The 19,970-nt window shown below is 50.8% G+C and carries 20 protein-coding genes; 9 read left to right on the top strand and 11 right to left on the bottom strand.

Annotated features, from left to right (window positions below; genetic code table 11):
* Positions 1-12: 12 nt before the first annotated feature.
* The 4 genes from ACO0LK_RS00215 to ACO0LK_RS00200 all read right to left on the bottom strand — a co-directional run bounded on the left by ACO0LK_RS00215 (position 13) and on the right by ACO0LK_RS00200 (position 4,521).
* The gene (locus ACO0LK_RS00215; protein WP_186946855.1) at positions 13-945 is read right to left on the bottom strand and encodes a lipase family alpha/beta hydrolase; all 933 of its coding nucleotides are present in this window, start codon (positions 943-945) and stop codon (positions 13-15) included.
* A 416-nt stretch (positions 946-1,361) separates the two neighbouring features.
* Positions 1,362-2,522, bottom strand: coding sequence for an anhydro-N-acetylmuramic acid kinase (locus ACO0LK_RS00210; protein ID WP_422971029.1), 1,161 nt, complete (start codon positions 2,520-2,522; stop codon positions 1,362-1,364).
* A gap of 57 nt (positions 2,523-2,579) precedes the next feature.
* Positions 2,580-3,119 (bottom strand): GNAT family N-acetyltransferase, encoded by a 540-nt coding sequence (locus tag ACO0LK_RS00205; RefSeq protein WP_422971027.1) that lies wholly within the window; start codon positions 3,117-3,119, stop codon positions 2,580-2,582.
* 82 nt (positions 3,120-3,201) lie between these two features.
* Positions 3,202-4,521: a peptidoglycan DD-metalloendopeptidase family protein gene (locus tag ACO0LK_RS00200; protein ID WP_422971025.1), complete on the bottom strand. Its 1,320-nt coding sequence runs from the start codon at positions 4,519-4,521 to the stop codon at positions 3,202-3,204.
* 345 nt (positions 4,522-4,866) lie between these two features.
* Between ACO0LK_RS00200 and tyrS the strand changes: the two genes are divergently transcribed.
* The 3 genes from tyrS (at position 4,867) to ACO0LK_RS00185 (ending at position 7,442) form a co-directional block, all read left to right on the top strand.
* On the top strand, positions 4,867-6,135 hold the full coding sequence (gene tyrS / locus ACO0LK_RS00195) for a tyrosine--tRNA ligase (protein ID WP_422971023.1): 1,269 nt from the start codon (positions 4,867-4,869) through the stop codon (positions 6,133-6,135).
* 190 nt (positions 6,136-6,325) lie between these two features.
* Complete coding sequence (gene dtd / locus ACO0LK_RS00190) at positions 6,326-6,766, top strand: D-aminoacyl-tRNA deacylase (RefSeq protein ID WP_162060782.1); 441 nt, start codon at positions 6,326-6,328, stop codon at positions 6,764-6,766.
* A gap of 7 nt (positions 6,767-6,773) precedes the next feature.
* Entirely contained in the window at positions 6,774-7,442 is a 669-nt protein-coding gene (locus tag ACO0LK_RS00185; RefSeq protein WP_422971021.1) for a histidine phosphatase family protein, read from the top strand.
* Positions 7,443-7,639: 197 nt separating this feature from the next.
* Here the strand turns inward: ACO0LK_RS00185 and ACO0LK_RS00180 are convergent, their stop codons facing one another.
* The 6 genes from ACO0LK_RS00180 to ACO0LK_RS00155 all read right to left on the bottom strand — a co-directional run bounded on the left by ACO0LK_RS00180 (position 7,640) and on the right by ACO0LK_RS00155 (position 12,639).
* On the bottom strand, positions 7,640-8,875 hold the full coding sequence (locus ACO0LK_RS00180) for an alpha/beta hydrolase-fold protein (protein WP_422971019.1): 1,236 nt from the start codon (positions 8,873-8,875) through the stop codon (positions 7,640-7,642).
* 270 nt (positions 8,876-9,145) lie between these two features.
* On the bottom strand, positions 9,146-9,367 hold the full coding sequence (locus ACO0LK_RS00175) for a hypothetical protein (protein WP_422971017.1): 222 nt from the start codon (positions 9,365-9,367) through the stop codon (positions 9,146-9,148).
* Between the two features lie 159 nt (positions 9,368-9,526).
* Positions 9,527-10,264 carry a LytR/AlgR family response regulator transcription factor gene (locus tag ACO0LK_RS00170; protein WP_422971015.1) on the bottom strand — a complete coding sequence of 246 codons (738 nt, stop codon included), beginning with the start codon at positions 10,262-10,264 and terminating at the stop codon, positions 9,527-9,529.
* Positions 10,261-11,316: a sensor histidine kinase gene (locus tag ACO0LK_RS00165; RefSeq protein WP_422971013.1), complete on the bottom strand. Its 1,056-nt coding sequence runs from the start codon at positions 11,314-11,316 to the stop codon at positions 10,261-10,263. Before ACO0LK_RS00165 ends, ACO0LK_RS00170 begins: the two co-directional genes overlap by 4 nt.
* Positions 11,317-11,337: 21 nt before the next feature.
* Positions 11,338-11,940, bottom strand: a complete 603-nt coding sequence (locus tag ACO0LK_RS00160; protein ID WP_422971011.1) for a hypothetical protein — start codon at positions 11,938-11,940, stop codon at positions 11,338-11,340.
* Positions 11,941-12,006: 66 nt separating this feature from the next.
* Positions 12,007-12,639: a hypothetical protein gene (locus tag ACO0LK_RS00155; RefSeq protein WP_422971009.1), complete on the bottom strand. Its 633-nt coding sequence runs from the start codon at positions 12,637-12,639 to the stop codon at positions 12,007-12,009.
* Between the two features lie 315 nt (positions 12,640-12,954).
* Between ACO0LK_RS00155 and ACO0LK_RS00150 the strand changes: the two genes are divergently transcribed.
* Entirely contained in the window at positions 12,955-13,728 is a 774-nt protein-coding gene (locus tag ACO0LK_RS00150; RefSeq protein ID WP_422971007.1) for a hypothetical protein, read from the top strand.
* Between the two features lie 120 nt (positions 13,729-13,848).
* Here ACO0LK_RS00150 and ACO0LK_RS00145 read toward each other — a convergent pair whose 3' ends face one another.
* Positions 13,849-15,177, bottom strand: coding sequence for an NAD(P)/FAD-dependent oxidoreductase (locus tag ACO0LK_RS00145; RefSeq protein ID WP_422971005.1), 1,329 nt, complete (start codon positions 15,175-15,177; stop codon positions 13,849-13,851).
* 315 nt (positions 15,178-15,492) lie between these two features.
* On the opposite strand from ACO0LK_RS00145, the gene dusB reads away from it, so the two are divergent.
* From dusB to ruvC, 5 genes are all read left to right on the top strand, one after another.
* Positions 15,493-16,503, top strand: coding sequence for a tRNA dihydrouridine synthase DusB (dusB, locus tag ACO0LK_RS00140; RefSeq protein ID WP_422971003.1), 1,011 nt, complete (start codon positions 15,493-15,495; stop codon positions 16,501-16,503).
* A gap of 91 nt (positions 16,504-16,594) precedes the next feature.
* Positions 16,595-16,828, top strand: coding sequence for a helix-turn-helix domain-containing protein (locus ACO0LK_RS00135; protein ID WP_110258221.1), 234 nt, complete (start codon positions 16,595-16,597; stop codon positions 16,826-16,828).
* Between the two features lie 47 nt (positions 16,829-16,875).
* Positions 16,876-18,441 carry a bifunctional phosphoribosylaminoimidazolecarboxamide formyltransferase/IMP cyclohydrolase gene (gene purH / locus ACO0LK_RS00130; RefSeq protein ID WP_422971001.1) on the top strand — a complete coding sequence of 522 codons (1,566 nt, stop codon included), beginning with the start codon at positions 16,876-16,878 and terminating at the stop codon, positions 18,439-18,441.
* 90 nt (positions 18,442-18,531) lie between these two features.
* Positions 18,532-18,813 carry a GIY-YIG nuclease family protein gene (locus ACO0LK_RS00125; RefSeq protein WP_422970999.1) on the top strand — a complete coding sequence of 94 codons (282 nt, stop codon included), beginning with the start codon at positions 18,532-18,534 and terminating at the stop codon, positions 18,811-18,813.
* Between the two features lie 514 nt (positions 18,814-19,327).
* Positions 19,328-19,870 (top strand): crossover junction endodeoxyribonuclease RuvC, encoded by a 543-nt coding sequence (ruvC, locus tag ACO0LK_RS00120; RefSeq protein ID WP_422970997.1) that lies wholly within the window; start codon positions 19,328-19,330, stop codon positions 19,868-19,870.
* The last annotated feature ends 100 nt before the right edge of the window (positions 19,871-19,970 follow it).

The raw sequence follows: 19,970 nt of genomic DNA, 5'->3' as shown, positions 1-19,970 counted from the left end.
AAAGCCTTGTGATTACAGGCCCTGATTTTTCAAACGATTTGCATGCTGCCTGTATATCGTAACCGGATTGGTCTCAAAAATGTTGATCAATCCTATGGTCTGGTTAACTTCATCCAGATGATTCATCGCATAATCGTCACGAATCACCTTGCCCAGATGGGCGGAGCAACTGGCGACCAGTCCATCATTTTTTTCTGATCCGAAAGCCAGTGAAGTCAGTGCCAATGCCGGATCGATGATATCGAGTACATTGGTATAAGGCTTGGCGCCGCTCCAGGAAAAATACGCCACACCTTTGGCCGTATAAGCACCTTCACCACAGGTCGTGGTGGGAATGCCTTCCGGATATTTGGCATTGAACTTCAGTGAACCGGCCGTGCTCAGTGAATTGGCAGCGGCCAGCGAATCTTGCGACAGCGTAGGTTTGCCGGACAAGAAACTGATGATCTGCGCCAGGCCATTGGTAATGGACACCAGTACAGTATTCGACAGTGAACCTGCCGGTGCAACACCCAGCAGTACATCTGCTACTTTGGAACCGCGATTCACACCACCCACCGATGTCACGGATGCCACCAGATCAGGCCGGATGGAAGCGACATAGCGAGTGGTAGGCCCGCCATGGCTATGACCAATCAGATTGACCTTGCTGGCACCGGTAACGGCCAGTATCTGTTTGACCTGGGTCAGCAATTGCTCACCCCGGACTTCAGTGCTGTTGGCAGCTGCTACCTGGGTCACATACACCCGGGCACCATCGCTGCGCAAAGCGGAAGGAATCCCATACCAATAATCGACAGGACCGATATTGTCGAATCCAAACAGGCCGTGCACCAGCACGATCGGATATTTTGTTTCCGTATAACCTGATGCCCAAGATGGTGCCGGTAGCATCATCAGGGCGACTACACACACGAACAATTTCTTCATCATGCTTTTTTTCATTTTGTCTCTTTCTTTGTTATCGTTGAAATGAAACTCAGCGGTGCCAATGGCTCAGCTTCTGTGAGCTGATGCTTGTGATGGCAGCCTCAGGCTAGGATCAGCAGCCCGGATTAGCAAGTTGCCATGCAACATAAAGAGAGATGAAAAAAGCCGGTTGTTGGATAATTCCGACGATAGCAGCAGTATAAAAATGAGTTAAATCATTTATACGCACTCTAGGGAAGTGCACCGCCAGAGCAGGCGCGCAGTGTTTTAGATGAAATTCACTAAAATGAAGTCTTGCGTTTTCAACCGGAAAGTATTGTCGGTTAGTCACAACATGACAATGGGCGATGTGTGAACGGAATAAATGCCGCGTTCAACTCAGCATTTCTGTGTGCTTTCCGCGTCGAAAAATGGGGGGCCAGGATCAACCATCAGGCCGGATACAACGCACCCAATATGCGTGCGCCAGCTGCGCCGGTAACATCCGCCAGATTGCCCGGCAAGCGCAAGCTGAACTGTCTGGCCAGCCAGGCGAAGGCCAGTGCTTCCACCTGCTCCGGGGCAACGCCCAAATCCGCGGTGCTGCACACGCGGGCGGGGCAAGCCTGTGCCGCCAGCAAGTTTTGCAAGCGCTGCATCAGTTGATGGTTGAAGGCACCACCACCACAGACATACACATGACTGGCCTGCGCTGCATGCCGCACGATATCATTGGCTAAAGTCTGGGCAGTAAATTCGCACAGGCTGGCCTGCACGTCAACGGCCTGCGCGTGGGCAAAATCGTGCTGCTTGCTGTGCAGCTTATCTTGCAGCCATGCCATATGGAATAAATCACGCCCGGTGCTTTTGGGGGCCGGTAATTGCAGATAGGCTTCGGACAACAATTGTTGCAGCAAGGCAGGGATGACTTTCCCCTGGGCCGCCCAGGCACCGTCCTGATCATAGCTTTTGCCGTGATGTTTTTGTATCCAGGCATCCATCAATACATTGCCAGGGCCAGTATCAAAACCCAGGGTATGTCCATCTTCCGCCAGAATGCTGATGTTACTGATGCCACCAATATTGGCCACCACACGACAACTGCCAGGCTTGCCAAAGACGGCGCGATGAAATGCCGGCACTAGCGGTGCACCCTGCCCACCGGCAGCCACATCGCGGCTGCGGAAATCGGCAATCACATCCACGCCCGTCAATTCAGCCAGCAAAGCCGGATTATTGGTCTGGCGGGTATAGCCCAGTTCTGGCCGATGGCGTATGGTTTGCCCGTGCGCGCCTATGGCATGTATGCGGCTGAGTGGCGACTTGGCTTGCAAGGCATGGACGCAGGCTGCGTAGCAATGCGCCAGCGCATTGGCCAGCAAGGCTTCGCGGTGAATTTCATTTTCGCCCGGCTGCTGCATGGCCATGGCCTGCTGCCGCAAAGCATCATCAAAAGGCACATAGGCACTGGCGATAATCTGCATGGCAGCCGTGGCTTCATTGCCATCTGCGGAGTCAGGAAAGCTGACCAGCACACCATCAACGCCATCCAGGCTGGTACCGGACATTAAACCGAGGTAGACGGGTACGCTGTTTTCTGAATGGTCTGACATGCTGGCACTCGCTTGGTTAATGGAAAGGGACTAGATGGAAAGGGACTATTTTGAAGATTACAGCATTTTGGAAAAAATTCTGTTTTCGATTTTCTCTTCACCCATCTGGAATATGCTGACGGCGGTTTCCTGATAGGCCGCCCGTGGATAAAACTGCAGTGCACGTGCATTACCTACCCACACCGACAACCATGCCTGTTTTATCCCCTGGGCTTGCAGAGCCAGTTCCGCATCGGCCAGCAATCTTTGCCCTATACCATGGCCAAAAAAACGGGGGTGCACGTATAGGTGATCGACTTCAGCCTGCTCAGCGTCGGCTATTGTAGATTGCGGACCGGGCTTGCCCGATGTAGTCTGGCAATAGCCAACCAGGTGCTGATCAGCCTCTGCCAGCAAGATATGGGTATGGGTCTGGGCCTGCGCCAGATAAGCACTGGTTCTGGCCAACGTAAGTTCATCCAGTACATAAGCGGCAATCGCCGGGCGTATGCCATGCACTGCATAGGTATCCAGCCACACCTGCAATATCAGTACCGTCAACGCTGGCGCATCTGCGGCCACGGCTTTACGCACAGTAAACGCAACATGCCCGCTCATGCTGTCACCAAGGTTGTGACAAAACGAGCGGGCATGAATGAAACTGGCGGGTACTTGTTCAAGCTGGTGGCTTAATACAGGCCTAGCGCAATGCCAGTTTCATGGTTTCAGCCATACGTTCAGGATGCAAGAGATTGAACCTGTGGTTCATATCACCGGCAAAGCCTTTGAAACGGTTCATTTCATTCGCGGCCAATGGGGCGGCTTCCGTCATGTTGATGGACATGGGGTCGCGCGCTTCATTGTTGACGCGGAATTCATAATGCAGATGCGGGCCTGTAGACCAGCCGGTAGTGCCGACATAGCCAATGACATCACCCTGACTAACCTTGCTGCCCTTGTGGATACCGGCAGCGAAGCGGCTCATATGGGCATAGGCAGTGCTGTAGTTATTCCAGTGTTTGAGCACGACCAGATTGCCATAACCATTGCTGGGCGCGGCTGAATCAACCACACCATCAGCGGAAGCACGTATCGGTGTGCCAGTGGCGGCAGCAAAATCAACACCTTTATGGGCTTTCCATTGACCTGAGATAGGATGCACGCGCATGGAGAAACCGGACGACACGCGGGTAAATTCTATCGGCGATTTCAGGAAGGCTTTTTTCAGGGATTTGCCGTCAAAGGTGTAATAGCCACCTTTGCCGCCAGTTTCTTCAAACCAGGCCGCCTGATACAGCTTGCCAGAATTGCTGAATTCGCCTGCCAGTACACGGCCGGTGCGTACACGTTCACCGTTTTGCCAAAAACTTTCATAGACAATGTTGAAATAATCACCCTTTTGCAGGCGCTGGTAATCAACATTGGTCTCGAACATGGACTTGACCTGTTCGGTGACGTTATAAGGGATCAAGGCATCATCGGCAGCAGGGTAAAACGCGGTGCGGATATAGGCAGTAGCCATTTCCACGCGTCGTTCCAGACTGGCGGTGATGTCGGAAGATACCAATTTACCATTGGCATCGCGCTTGATGACGATATTTCTGACGGGCTTGTCGGGGCCATCTGAGACGGTTGTCTGCAACCACAACAGTTCACCTTCATCATCCGTTTTGACTGCAACGGTCTTGTCTGCCCGGAACTGCAACATGCTGCGGGCAATACTGTCTGACTTGATAAACTGGCTTGCTTCGTCATCGTCAACACCGATGCGTTGCAAGAATGTACTCAATGGTTCACTGCTCTTGAAGGTCGCTTCCCTGGTGAATTGTTGCTCACTCGCTTCGAGTGCAGCAACCTGGTCTTCCAGTTTTGGCAGGGACAGTTCTTCGGTGATTCTCTTGACTGGCAGGTCCGAGGCATCAGGTGCCAGCGGCGCTACGCCTACTGCGCCAAATGCGCAGACAGCAAAGAAAAGAGCGGAAACAGAGACGATGCGCGAAGCGCGCGTGGTGCCGAACAACAGTCTGCTACCAGAAGCTAAACGAAGTAATTTATCTGATGGACGCATGCAATAAGTTAAAATTGACTGTTTTTATCGAAAATTCGGGCTTGTTGTAGTCATTGAGAGCGTGCACAAGATGCACAACATAGCAAGACTGCAAGGCCAGGGATGGGATTATAAAGTATTCACAAAATCCGCCTGAAAATCACTTAGCAAGTAAAATTGCAAGTATCCGGTGGCTTGTAACGCTTATGATTAATCCCGGCAATTTAACCAACACCCAGAATTTGGCAAAACGCTGATTATGGATTCAGATTACGAATTCGACCAGCGGTGTTACAAAAAATTTGATGTGATTTTACTATGACTTCTGTACAAAATTCAAACTCTACTGACAAGGCCGAACAGGCCAGCAAAATCCTGCCTTTGTCCGATGCGGTGCAACACGCGCTGGCAGTGACCAAACGCGGTGTTGATGAACTATTAATCGAGTCTGAATTCGCGCAAAAACTGGCGCGCAGCGAACAAAGCGGCAAACCCTTGCGCATCAAGCTGGGCCTGGACCCGACTGCACCAGATTTGCACCTGGGCCATACCGTGGTACTCAACAAGATGCGACAGTTGCAAGATCTGGGCCATACCGTCATCTTTTTGATCGGTGATTTCACGTCCATGATCGGCGACCCGTCTGGTCGTAACGTCACCCGCCCCCCGCTGACGCGCGAGCAGATCGAAGACAACGCCCAGACTTACTTCAAACAGGCGTCTCTGGTGCTGGACGCCAGCAAGACTGAAATCCGCTACAACTCGGAATGGTCAGACCCGCTGGGTGCGCGCGGCATGATACAACTGTCATCCAAGTACACCGTGGCCCGCATGATGGAGCGTGATGATTTCACCAAGCGTTTCAAGGCTGGCACGCCCATTTCGGTGCATGAATTCCTGTACCCGCTGATGCAGGGCTACGACTCTGTGGCCCTGAAATCTGACCTGGAACTGGGTGGTACTGATCAAAAATTCAACCTGCTGGTTGGCCGTGAACTGCAAAAGGATTATGGCCAGGAACCGCAATGTATCTTGACCATGCCTTTGCTGGAAGGCCTGGACGGCGTTGAGAAGATGTCCAAATCCAAGAACAACTACATCGCCATCACGGAACCTGCCAACACCATGTTCGCCAAGATCATGAGTATCTCGGACACCATGATGTGGCGTTACTACGAGTTGCTGTCTTTCTGCACACTGGAACAGATTGCCGCTTACAAAAAAGCCGTGGCCGAAGGCCAGAACCCGCGCGACATCAAAGTTGCCATCGCCCAGGAAATCGTGACCCGCTTCCATAACAAGCAGGCGGCAGAAGACGCGCTGGCGGATTTCGTGAACCGTTCCAAGGGTGGCATACCGGATGATGTGGAAGAAGTTAGTTTGAGTGGTGCGCCACTTGGCATAAGCCAGTTGCTGAAGCAAACCAATCTTTGTGCCTCTACATCAGAAGCCTTGCGTATGGTGGAACAAGGCGGCGTGCGTATTGATGGCACAGTCATAAGTGACAAAGCTTTGAAGGTTGAAGCAGGGACGTTTGTAGTACAAGTGGGTAAGCGTAAATTTGCGAAAGTGACGTTGACGGCTTGATATTTTAAATTTCGTAGCCCTGTAGGTTGGGCTACGCTTCATCAGCCCAACACTCTGCGTTTAAATAATGTATGCGTTTGCCAAGGCCCAGTGTTGGGCTGGTAAACCGTAGCCCAGCGGGGCCCGGCCCAACCTACGAGATTTCACCCCGTCTCTCCGCCCCCAAGCAACGATACCAATTACCCCCCCCATGATCGCCCTACTACAAAGAGTCACCGAAGCCAAAGTCGTCGTCGATGGCAACACCATAGGTGCCATCAATGCAGGTCTGATGGTGCTGGTCTGCGCCGAACGCGAAGATACTGAAAAACAGGCTGATGATTTACTGAAAAAATTACTGGCTTACCGCGTCTTTTCTGACGATGCTGGCAAGATGAATCGCAGTGTCACTGACGTACAGGGCGGTCTGCTGCTGGTACCGCAATTCACGTTGGCAGCCGATACCAATTCCGGCACCCGCCCCTCTTTCACACCGGCTGCACCACCAGAACTGGGCAGGCAATTATTCGACTACTTCGTTGCCCAGGCACGCAGCAAACATGCCCAGGTAGAAACCGGCAGCTTTGGTGCTGACATGAAAGTATCGCTGACCAATGATGGCCCGGTCACCTTCTGGCTCAAGACCAAATAAGCAAAATATGAAGCCTACAGAAATTTTATTGATACGCCATGGCGAGACCGCCTGGAATGCAGAACGTCGTTTGCAGGGCCACCTCGACATCCCTCTGAATGCCGAAGGTACACGTCAGGCCAAGGCATTGGCCTGGGCCTTGCAAAATGAAAAACTGCATGCGATTGTTTCCAGTGATTTGCAGCGCGCCGTGCAGACTGCCGGTGAAATCGCCCGCCTGCAAGGCATCAGCACACGCATAGACAAGGGCTTGCGCGAACGCTGCTTTGGCGGCTTTGAAGGCAAGCTGTACAGTGAACTGCCCAGCCTGTACCGCAAAGAATACAATGCCTGGCAAGCGCATGAGCCCGATGCCCAATTCCCGCCCGGCGAAAATGAAGGTGAAACCATACGCCAGTTCCACAAACGCGTGATGGAACATGTGCTGCACTATGCTAAACAATTTGAAGGCAAGAAAATCGCCATCGTCGCCCACGGTGGCGTACTGGAATGCGCCTACCGCGCGGCCAAAGATTTACCCTTGCATGCACCGCGTGAAGTCACTATCTACAACGCCAGCATCAATCGTTTTGAAGTGGCGGGCAAAGACGTGAAGCTGGTGCAATGGGGTGATGTCGCCCACCTGGATGCGGATGGGCTGGATGAGATTAATCAGACCAAGATCGAGAAACATTGATTTGATATGCTGCGATAATACGGTGGGCCTAGTGCACTACTATCTGATTGCGAAACCGCTCTCTGGCTTACCGCATTGCTCTTCATACGGAAGTGGCCGCTAATCCTGCTACCTTCCACATCGTCATTCCTGCGAAGGCAGGAATTCAGCGGCGTTCATGGCGCACTGAATAGATAATTAATTTCCGCAAATAGCCATCAGCGAGCCACGATGCCATTCAATTTATCCAGCTTCCCTTTGGCTTTGGAATTGGCATCCAGGTTCACGGCTTGCTGATATACATCCTTCGCACGGGCCTGATCACCAGCCGCCCTGTAGTAATCACCCATACCTTCATGCGACAAAGCATTGCGTGGATAGTTTTCCATATTCACGCTAAAAAAATCATGGGCATTCTTCAATTTTTTCTCACGCAAGAAATGCTGTCCCAACCCATCCATCGTTTCCAGATCGGGTAAAAGCCGATAGCCCATATGCGCGCTGATTTTTTCAAACTGCTGCTTCAGTTCACCTGCACCATCTATCTTCGAATCATACAAGCGCACAAAATCGGCCAGCTTGTAAAAATCAAACAAGAAGTTCAAGCCATCATACTCAGCCAGGACAGGAACAGAAGCGTGGCCTTCTTCCGGATAGTATTTCCACTGCCAGCGTAAGCCTTTTTGTGGATGGGCATCCAGTGTATCGACCAGTTTGAGTATGGAACGGATATGCCTGCTTTCCTGATCGCTTCCAGATCTGACCTGATCCATTGAGGCCCCCTTTGCCAGCGTATTGGCAACAGCCAGATAAAGCGATTTGTTAGCAAAGCGATTGTCCTTGAGCGCGACTTCCATTTGTTTGACCAGCAGTGCATTGTCCCACCACATGCTGGGATCTATCGCCAGATAAACATCGAACAATGCGCTGTGATTGATCAGATTATGCATCACCGTCAAGCCACCCAAAGAATGGCCAACCAATACCCGATAGGGAGCCGCCGGATATTTTGCATTGATGTAGGGAATCAGCTCTTTTTCCAGATAGGCAGAGAAAGCCTCGCCGCCGCCAGAGTTTTCATTGATCTTTTCTGGCTGGGCATACGAACCTGCCTTGGTCGGTGTCAGTTCACGCTGACGATTATTATGGGTAACAGCAACCAGAATCATTTCGGGACAAGAATGGCCAATACCCCGGCATTTCTTTTCCATCAAACCCATCATCGAAAGAAAATGATCACTGCCGTCCAGCAAATAGACAACCGGATAAACCGGCTTCTCCGGCCCCCGGCCTGCATTCGGCTTGGGAACATATACCCAGATCTTTTTATCTTCGTTCAAGACATTCGAATGTATGGTTTCTATAGTACCGACAACAATGTCTTCACTTTTTTCCACTGCATGGGCCAACCCCGCTATAGCCAGCAAGAAAACAAATATTTTGATGTTGATCATAAAAAGCTGAATCCGCTAAAGTTAGTCAAGCAAAGCCGCATACATTTTTTATAGCATGTGAACCAGACTGCATTACCAACAATGTCGCGTCAAGCAGATTTTAATGAAAATAGACGAATCCAAATGCACGCTGAAACCCATGGTACGTGAATAGGAAGTGACGCGAGGGACACTTCAGACGTTTATGGAAAAGGATGATCAGGACAAGCTGATATGGCACGCGCTCAACATTGCAGGAATGCACGCTTGCCATGACCAGAAGTCAAGCATTTAGCCTTGGATGGAATCGTCCCGTTTGGCCGCCACACCCAAATTGACGCCAATCACGATGGTCACGATACTTGCAACGATAGACAAGCCCAGAAAGAATCCGGATACGAATTCTGACGTAAGACCCAAGACAGAAAAATCACTGTTCTTTGATACAAGGATACACAATAACGTGGACAGACCAGACAAACTGCACATCAGCGACAAGTTTTTGGTTTTCATGATCAAATGATTCTGTGTAATTGATGACAATAGTATATCGCATAAACATGCATCGTCGCTAAATGCAATACCAGCGCGCCCAAAGGAGTCGCTGAGTAAGCGTAGCGAGCGATGTCAGTTTGAGTTGAGCCGCGCAGTAGCTTAACCAGCACTTAGCAGCTACATTTGGCGAAACTGGTGTTGATACGCCTGCGACACCGCCAGCCATTCATCCCCATTCTGCAAACGCAAGGCCAATCCACCATCACTTCTTTGTACCGCATCAATCGCCGCCACACTGACGATATTGCTGCGTGATATCTGCCAGAATTTATCGGCATCCAGTTGCGCTGTCAGGTCTTTGATGGTGGTACGGATATAGGCTTCGAGTCTGGTAGTGATGACCTTGGTATATTTGGAATCTGCGCGAAAACACAGCACGTCGCTGACATTGATGAAGCGTATCTGGTTACCGACGGATGCCTGTATCCAGCGCAGCGCCTCCTGTGGTTTTTTGACTTGCAATGCAGACAGGTCGGCCGGTTGCTGTGACAGGCGTAGCCTGAGTCTTTGCACAGCCAGGGCCAGACGCCCTGCATCCAGCGGTTTGAGCAGGTAATCAACAGCACCCTGATCAAAGGCATCGACCGCATAATCATTGTGGGCAGTTAGAAATACAATATGGCAGGGATGCTGTGCCAGGCGGGCGACATCGATACCGCTTAAGCCTGGCATATGCACATCCAGGAAAGCAAGCTCGGGCCGCAGTTCGGCTATCGCGTGCAGGGCCTTGATACCATCATCCACAGTAGCGATGATGTCAAGTTCTGGCCACAGTTGCAGCAATGTGCTTTGCAGCTCTTGTCGCAAAATCGCTTCGTCTTCGGCGATCAGTACTTTGGGATTGTTGACACTCATGACAAACTGCCAGACGTGGCTGGCAAACAGATGGTCGCCCTTACACCACCAGACTCTTGCGGTTGCAACTGCAATTCTGCCTGTTCACCAAACAGGGCCAGCAATCTTTCCTGCACGTTCAGCAAACCCACACCGCTGCCCAGCTCATCCTGAAAGCCGCGGCCATTGTCGCGGACGGTGATCTGCAATTGCCCGGCATCGCTACTGGCACTGATATCTATACGCACATCGCCGGGTTGCGGTTCTATGCCGTGTTTGATGGCATTCTCTACCAGGCTCATCACGGCCAATGGTGGGATCAGGCAAGCCCTGACATCATCAGCAGCTTGCACCGAGAATTGAAAGCGCGGCCCCAGCCGTATCTGGAAAATTTGCAGGTATGCCGCAGCCCTGTCCAGCTCTTGCCCCAAAGTGGTAGTGTTCTGACGTATGTCGGGCATGGCAGCACGCAGATAGGCAATCAGATGGTTCAGCATCTGTTGGGCAAGGCTGGCATCCTGATGTATCAGGGCACGGGTATTGGCCAGAGTATTAAATAAAAAATGCGGTTCTATCTGTCCCTGTAAAGCGGCCAGCCTGGCTTCCAGCATTTGTCTTTCCACCTTGTGCTTGCTGGCTTCAGTTGCCAGGCTGGCCTGGGTACGGCGTTTGATTTCCAGATCCATGGCTGCCGGCAATACGGTGGCAAAGATAAATGCCAGAATGACGGCGGGCAGCAACCAGTTTGCATGACCAGTCGTCAAGGGTGGCCAGAACATGGTTTCAGCCCGCACCCCTGCATACAGGGCCAGCAACACAGACAGCATCAGCACAAGCCAGCGCTGGCCGGCATGCTTAAACCACAGCATTTTTTGCGACAGACACAAACCCGCCTGCGCCAGCGTATATGCCAGCAAGAGCGCCAGACTATCTGCCAGCCAGGCAGAGCGGGTCGTGCTCAAACCTGCATAAGCAAGCAGACCCAGCACTGCCGCCATGGACAAGAATGGCCAGGTGGCGGCTGTGCTATCACGCTGTTGATCTTGATGAGATATCGCAATGTCTGTGTGCATCTGTTGAACTTATTTGGAAAATTATTCAGAAAAATTCAGGTTCTGTATCGTACCAGCGACTGGTCCCATGGTGATCTTATTGGCGATGGGCTTGCTTTCTGGCACAAAAACACTAGGCTGCACTTCATTGAAAGTCATGCCTTTCACCAGCAATTTACCTTTATCCCTGATACCCACGCCCAGCTCCACTTTTTGTGCATTGGCCGGCACCATCAATCTGACCCTGACTGCTTCCCATGTATCACTCTTGCGGGCCCATGAAGATGCGATGGAGGTACCGCCCTTTTCATCCGTGGTTCTGATCCAGAATTCATAACCACCCAGATCCCCTATATGCAAAGCAGAAGCGGTAAAGAACATGATTTTTCCACGATAGGCGCTGGCATCAATCACTTGTGTGATGGCAGCAAAATCATCTGTGACAGCATCCTGTTTTGCAGCGATGAAGAAGGCCGGTTGCTCTGGGCTGCCTTGTGATTCATCCAGCCCGCTTTCATAATGGGTAGCGATCGCACCACTACCAATCCAGCCTTTGGGGATACCATTTTTGACCGGTCCGGCAAAAGAAAAGTTAACGGCAAACGCGACCATGAGTGCGGCGATGACGATTTTCCAGTGTTTCATGTTGACTCCTGTATTCATATAATCTATGCGCATATCTGCACTGCACACATGCGCGAGGTCGAAAAATTAGCCGTTAAAGTTCAGATTGCGGGCAGGCTGAGTGGGTAAGCCCATACGAAAAGCCGGTAATTCAACAGGATTACTGATTGGCACAAACGGCTTGCGTTCCAATTTGATATCCCGGACCCATATCTTGCCTTTGGAGGCAAGTGAGATACCGATGTCAAAATGCCGGTCTTCGTCACCTGAATCTTTCGGCAAATAGCTGATGATGGTAATCCGCTCCCACCCTTTGCCGTCCGGTATGCTGCGTGAGTTCAGCATCAGTTCCGGCACGCTGCGTTTTTCACCGGTAACAGGGTTTCGCCCTTTCAAGTGGCGTAACCATACCCTGTTCTTTTCTGCCCCGACCGCTTTAGCCATCATGCTGAATTCGATCATGCCGCCCTCCCATTCTGTGGCATTCACTTGCTGCATCAGGGTCACGGTTTCATTGGTCGGCGTGTTTTTGCTGGCGATGATAAGCGCGGGATGATCGGGCGTGCTTTCTGCCGGGTCTATACCCATCTCATATTTATCACCCAAAGGTCCCCATAGTTGCCACCCGTCGGGCGCACCAAGCTTGATGCCATCCGCAAACGAGGCATTCATGGCAAAGCCAATCAGGCAGGCTGCGATTACTGCTTTCCAGTGTTTCATCACATCTTCTCCATAAGAATGATTCAAGACTTGAAATATACGCATGCGGATTTGCCCTTACCTCTGGTTTGCGATGAATAGCGGATGACGGTCGATCGGTGCCGGAAAATTTCTGACGGATGCCTTTAAACATGCAACAGAACAAAAAAACCGGCATTCTGGCATAGCAATGCGCCCAAAACATCATTTCCAGACGCATAGGTTGACCGGGACAATAGAATTGGTGATACTGATAATGTTGAATAATTGCAAGCTTTACATAGTGCTTTCTAACGCAAATAAAACCAGTACATTTTAAATTTGAGGATTGAATTCGTGCACGTCTTTTATCAATTCGATTTTGATAAGCTATCCCGTAGCGTCAAAAAACAATTATTAAAGTCAGTTTCCAATCCTGATTACCTGGTGTATGCCGACACGATATCAAACAGAATCTGGTTTGGGCTGAATACATGTCTCGTGCTCGTTTGCAGCATTCTATTATGGCTGGTGGCATTTTCTGAGGTACTGGATGCATTCAGCATACTGTGGGATGGCCAGAGGGCAATTATCTGGTATGCGCTGTTGTTGACAGGTGTTTTATATGGCGCACATGCGATCTGGCAACGCCATCAGCTCAATAAGAAATTTCACTTCCTTCCCGGTTGTTATCTTTTCCCTCTGGCGATAGTCGATGCCAGATCCTGGAAGGTAGGCGTGTATGACCTGGGACAACTGCGCAAGCTCGAAGTCACCCATAATGAAGTGAATGGAAAATATAAAAAAACTCTGTTCAAATTCAACTTCTACAATGGTTCAGCGAAAACTCTGGCGATCAAAGACAGGCATAAATCCGAGCTTGTTTTAAACAGTTTTAATTTATCACAGGGTGTCGCCCGCACGGCATTTCATAACAGGGATACGCTAACGCTGAACGGCTTTGATCCATTTCTTGAAGTGCGAAAAGCCAAATGGGCGGGGGCCTTGAATGATGCAAAAAACGGCGCAAAGAAAAAACTGCTGGGGGCGATGGTCGATTTGAAATTGCCCTTGGTATTGATTGCCATTGCGCTGGCAATCCTGCTTTGGTATGGCAAAAATGCCGCCTGAAATATCACCTTGGCCGTGATGGGAAACGCAAAAAAACCAAAACCACCACCTGGTTCCACCGTCACATTTCAGGGGCAAGCAAGGTCCTGCCTCGCAAGGCAGGACATCGCCTGCAAAGATTCAATGCAGCTTGATACGCGGATTGCGTACCCTGTCTATGGTTTCTGCCCAGGTTGATAACCATGTGTGGAACAGGCCATTGACTGCCACCTGATGATGTTTGTGTAACGACCAGTACATCCATTTCGCCAACGTACCTTCGATGAAGACAGAACCGCTGGCGATGGCCCCCATAAGACTGCCGACCGTACTGTAATTACCTAATGACACGAGCGAGCCATGGTCCTTGTAGGTAAATTCCAGCAGCGACTTACCTTGCAACTGGCGCGTCAGCGACTTGGCCAGCAGGCTGGCTTGCTGATGTGCAGATTGAGCACGTGGCGGCACGTTCGGCAACCCGTCACCCTGTGGGCAGGCGCAGCAATCACCGAGGGCAAAGATGGACGTATCACGGGTAGTTTGCAAAGACTGGTTGACGACCAGTTGATTGATACGGTTGCATTCCAGCCCATCCAGGTCTTTTAAAAATTCAGGAGCCTTGATGCCGGCGGCCCACACCACGATACCGCTGGGGATGAATTTGCCGCTGGCCATCTGTACGCCTGCCTTGGATACCTCGACGACTTTTTCATTGGTATGTACTTCGACCGCAATGCTGCGCAATTCACGGGCTACGGCTTCTGACAGGCGTTCGGGCAGCATCTGTAACAGGCGCGGTGAAGCATCGACGATGACGATCTTCAAATCTTTTTCGGGATGGAAATTGACCAGACCATAACTGGACAGGATTTTGGTCGTCATGTGCAGCTCGGCAGCCAGTTCTACCCCGGTTGCACCACCACCGATGATAGTGACAGTAAAGCGCCCCTCTCCCGCCGCCTGTGCCTGCGTTTGTGCGCGCAGACAGCAATTGATGAGTTTTTGGTGGAAACGCTCTGCCGCAGCGAGGGAATCCAGCATGATGCAGTTTTCACGTGCACCGGGTGTGCCGAAATCATTGGTCTGGCTGCCCAGTGCGATCACCAGATTGTCATAGGGGATTGCCTGACGCGGCAGTAACTCGATACCGTTTTCATCCAGGGTTGGCGCAAGGTAAATTTCTTTCTTGTCGCGTGACAAGCCATCCATGCGGCCCAGTCGGAATTCAAAATGGTTCGATCTTGCCAAAGCAAAATATTCGCGCTCGTCAGCATGGCTGTCGAGTGTGCCTGCGGCAACCTGATGCAATAAAGGTTTCCACAAATGGGTGCGGCTGGCATCCACCAGCGTGATGACGGCCTTGCCTTTCTTGCCGAGTTTCTTACCCAGACGGACCGCCAGTTCCAGGCCACCTGCACCACCGCCAACGACGGTAATTCTATGTACTGCCTCCTTGTTTTGCACGCTCACGACAACTCCCTTAATATAAAAAATGTATTCCCTTGACGACGATCAGCAAATCAAGGTCATGGGAATGCACTTTTATCAGGAGTCAATATGACAAATGTAATTAGAACACATGCAGAGAAGTATAAGCTGGTATATCTCTTACTATAGTAATTTAGAAATGTAAGTCTAAAAGAGTGACGATTTATGCAAATTTATACTATCGTTCCAACATGCCATATAGATAAAAATATTCCTTACGAGTGGTAACGATTTTGCCGAATATTTAGGCAGGATTCAGGTAGAATAGCGCTTCTTCGAATTTCCCCTTCCCTGATCGTGCAAATCGGCTCTTACGTGCTGCGTAATAATATTTTTGTTGCTCCCATGGCTGGTGTGACTGACAGACCTTTTCGTCAGTTATGCAAAGAACTGGGTGCGGGCTATGCCGTGTCTGAAATGGCGGCGTCCAATCCCAAACTTTGGGAAACAGAAAAATCCACGCGCCGTACCAACCATGAAGGCGAAATGGAACCCAAGGCCGTGCAGATTGCCGGTGCTGACCCGCAAATGCTGGCCGAATGTGCAAAGCATAATGTCGATAAAGGTGCGCAAATCATCGATATCAACATGGGTTGCCCAGTAAAAAAAGTCTGTAATGCCTGGTGCGGTTCTGCCTTGTTGCAGCATGAAAGTCTGGTCGGACAGATACTGGATGCGGTAGTCGGTGCAGTCAATGTGCCGGTGACGCTGAAGTTTCGTACCGGCTGGGACAGGGCAAACAAAAATGCCCTGAACATTGCCCGCATGGCAGAAGCGGCTGGCATACAAATGCTGACCCTGCATGGGCGCACACGCGCCGATGGCTACAAGGGTGATGCCGAATATGACACCATTGCTGCCGTCAAGGCTGCAGTCAATATCCCCGTGGTTGCCAATGGCGACATCACGACACCGGAAAAGGCCAAATATGTATTAGAGGTCACCGGTGCTGACGCCATCATGATAGGCCGGGCGGCGCAAGGCCGACCGTGGATCTTTCGCGAGATCGCCCACTTCCTCAATACTGGACAACACTTACCTGCCCCTCTGATTTCTGAAGTTCGTGAACTCATGGATGCCCATTTGAAAGCGCACTATGCCTTCTATGGTGACTACCTTGGCGTACGAACGGCACGCAAACATATAGGCTGGTATGTGCAAGACCTGGTAGGCGGTGAAGATTTCCGGCAACAAATGAACTTACTGACGGACTGTGAAGAGCAACTTGCCGCCGTCAGCAGTTTTTTTGATCACATGGGTGGGGAGCGGTTACAATACCGCCCCTTTGAAGAGAAACTGGCAGCATAAGACAAACCGCTTTTACAAAAAATGTTGTCTTGCCGTCCATGATCAGTGGACTACCCGCCGCCTGGCATAACCGAACAGTGATAAAAACAGCATGAGCAAAGATAGCATTCAAGACGCCGTCCACAAGAATCTGGAAAAGTATTTCCGTGATCTGGGCGAGCAACCCGCATCCAATATTTACGACATGGTCGTGTTAGCCGTTGAAAAACCGATGCTGGAAATGGTCATGACACGCGCCTCCAGCAACCAGTCCCAAGCCGCCGATATGTTGGGCATTAACCGGAATACCTTGCGCAAGAAATTGCAGCAGCACGGTTTGCTCTGATCCATCAGCGAGGCTTGATACCGATTTCCTTACTCATACCAAAAATCATGATCAAACAAGCCCTCATTTCTGTCTCCGACAAGACCGGCGTGCTCGAATTTGCACGTGAATTGTCTGCGCTCGGTGTCAAGCTCTTGTCCACAGGTGGCACAGCCAAACTGCTGGCTGACAATGGCCTGCCTGTTACCGAAGTAGCAGACTACACCGGCTTTCCTGAGATGCTCGATGGCCGTGTCAAGACCCTGCACCCTAAAGTGCATGGCGGTATTTTGGCACGCCGTGATTTTCCTGAACATGTGGCAGCACTGGAACAACATGGCATACCTACCATAGACATGGTGGTGGTCAACCTGTACCCGTTTCAGCAGACTGTCGCCAAGGGCGAATGCTCACTGGAAGATGCGATAGAAAATATCGACATCGGCGGCCCCACCATGTTGCGTTCTTCCGCAAAAAATCACAAAGACGTCACCGTCATTGTTGACCCGGCTGATTATGCAGTGGTGCTGGCAGAGATGAAGGCGAATCAAAACGTCGTCAGCTATGACACCAAGTTCACGCTGGCAAAAAAAGTATTTGCCCACACAGCACAATACGATGGTGCCATCACCAATTACCTGACCAGTCTGGGTGAAGACAAGGCACACACCACACGCAGCGCTTACCCGCAAACCCTGAACCTGCATTTTGAAAAAGTGCAGGAAATGCGTTACGGTGAAAACCCGCATCAGTCTGCGGCTTTTTACCGCGACCTGAAGTCTCTCGAAGGTTCGCTGGCAAATTACAAACAGTTGCAAGGTAAGGAACTGTCTTACAACAATATCGCCGATGCCGATGCTGCATGGGAATGTGTAAAGTCGTTCGCTGAATCTGCCTGCGTCATCGTCAAGCATGCCAATCCTTGCGGCGTGGCTTTGGGCACAACACCATTTGAAGCCTACAGCAAGGCTTTGCAGACAGATCCGACTTCTGCGTTTGGCGGCATCATCGCCTTCAACCGCGAGCTTGATGGCAAGGCTGCTGAAATCGTCGCCAAGCAATTCGTTGAAGTGTTGATCGCACCATCTTTCACAGCCGAAGCAAAACAGATTTTTGCAGCGAAACAAAACGTGCGCCTGCTGGAAATTTCCCTGGGTGCTGGATTCAATCAATATGATATGAAACGCGTAGGTGGTGGCTTGCTGGTGCAGGCACCGGATGCCAAAAACGTCTTGCAGGAAGAACTGCGCGTCGTCTCAAAATTACAACCAACTCCACAACAGATGGCTGACATGATGTTCGCCTGGCGCGTTGCCAAGTATGTCAAATCAAACGCCATCGTCTTCTGCGGGAACGGTATGACGCTGGGTGTAGGTGCTGGCCAGATGAGCCGCATTGATTCTGCCCGCATCGCTTCCATCAAGGCACAGAATGCTGGCCTGACACTCGCTGGTTCTGCGGTCGCGTCTGATGCGTTCTTCCCCTTCCGTGATGGCCTGGATGTAGTGGTGGATGCAGGCGCGACTTGCGTGATCCACCCAGGTGGTTCCATGCGTGACCAAGAAGTGATTGATGCTGCGGATGAACGTGGTGTCGTTATGGTGTATACAGGCACGCGTCATTTCCGTCATTGATATGATATTGATGCGGTATTGATCAATTAGCGATTCTGTTTAAAACGGCTCTGTTGACCAGGGCCGTTTTTTTATTCCAGGTTCCTTTTCATGGCTTACGTCTATATTCTTGCCAGTGCCAGAAATGGCACTTTATATGTTGGAGTTACCAGCGATTTGATCGCGCGTGTTTATCAGCATAAGAATGACTTTGTCGACAGTTTTACTTCCCGGTATAAGGTTCATCAACTAGTCTGGTTTGAACAGGTCGATTCGATTCTTTCTGCCATTCAGCGTGAAAAACAAATCAAGGCATGGAAACGGGAATGGAAGATCAGATTAATTGAAGAAACGAATCCATATTGGCGGGATTTGTATCTGGATATTGTTTGAGTCTGACAAACACGCGATTTGTTAAATCCCCCATACTTAATTAACGTCGCTCCTGCGCAGGCAGAAGACCACCGGACTGGTGCTCCAGTGGCGTTGGTTGGTCACGAATATCATTCACAAGTATTAACTATCTCAGCACGCAACGAACGGCACTAGATTCCTGCCTACGCAGGAATGACGAATTTGAGAATACTTACTCGCTCGACCGTACAGCATTGCGACGATTCAAACCGAGCTGAAGATCGCCCAAAAACTACACATCCAATTAACGTCGCTCCAGCGTAGGCTGGAGACTACCGGGCTGGCGCTCCAGTGGCGTTCGCCGCCTACGAATACGATTCGCAAAGTAATAAAACTCATAGCATGCAACGCACATCAATCACAAATAATAATAAAAAAGTAATTACTCGCTCACCTAAGCACAAATAAAAATCCACACTGATACGCTATACTCACCAGCAATACTCGCTCGGCAACATCAGCACCAGACTCACCGATATCAACAAAAAACCTCATGAAAATCCTAGGCATAGACCCCGGCTTGCGTACCACCGGTTTTGGCGTCATCCATAAACAGGGCAGCAAGCTGACGTATATTGCCTCGGGCACCATCAAAACCATAGAGGGCTCATTGCCGGAACGCCTGAAAACCATATTGGCAGGCGTGTCTGAAATAGTACGGACTTACCAGCCTGATTGTGCTGCCATAGAAAAAGTGTTCGTTAACGTCAATCCACAATCCACCTTGCTGCTGGGGCAGGCGCGTGGGGCGGCCATCTGTGCTTTGGTGGCGGCTGACCTGTCGGTGGCAGAATACACAGCCCTGCAAGTCAAGCAGGGTGTGGTCGGCCACGGACGTGCCAAGAAGGAACAGGTACAGGATATGGTGCAGCGCCTGCTGGCCCTGTCAGGATTGCCCGGCAGCGATGCTGCCGATGCGTTGGGCGTGGCCATCTGCCATGCCCATAGTGGCGATGCACTCGCAACCTTGGGGGCACTGGCACCTGGCCTGGCAAAAAAAGGGCTGCGCGTCAAAGGTGGGCGCCTGGTGGGTTAGCGAGTTGGCCGTCTCATGGCAAACATGGTCGTATTTCTCTATCTCTATCTTTATCTTTATCTCACTCTTGCCCTACCTTGCCTTGCAGGCAGGTAATATC

Source organism: Undibacterium sp. Ji49W (assembly GCF_049340205.1).
Taxonomy (GTDB): domain Bacteria; phylum Pseudomonadota; class Gammaproteobacteria; order Burkholderiales; family Burkholderiaceae_D; genus Undibacterium.
This window is presented reverse-complemented; position numbering and strand designations above follow the sequence as displayed.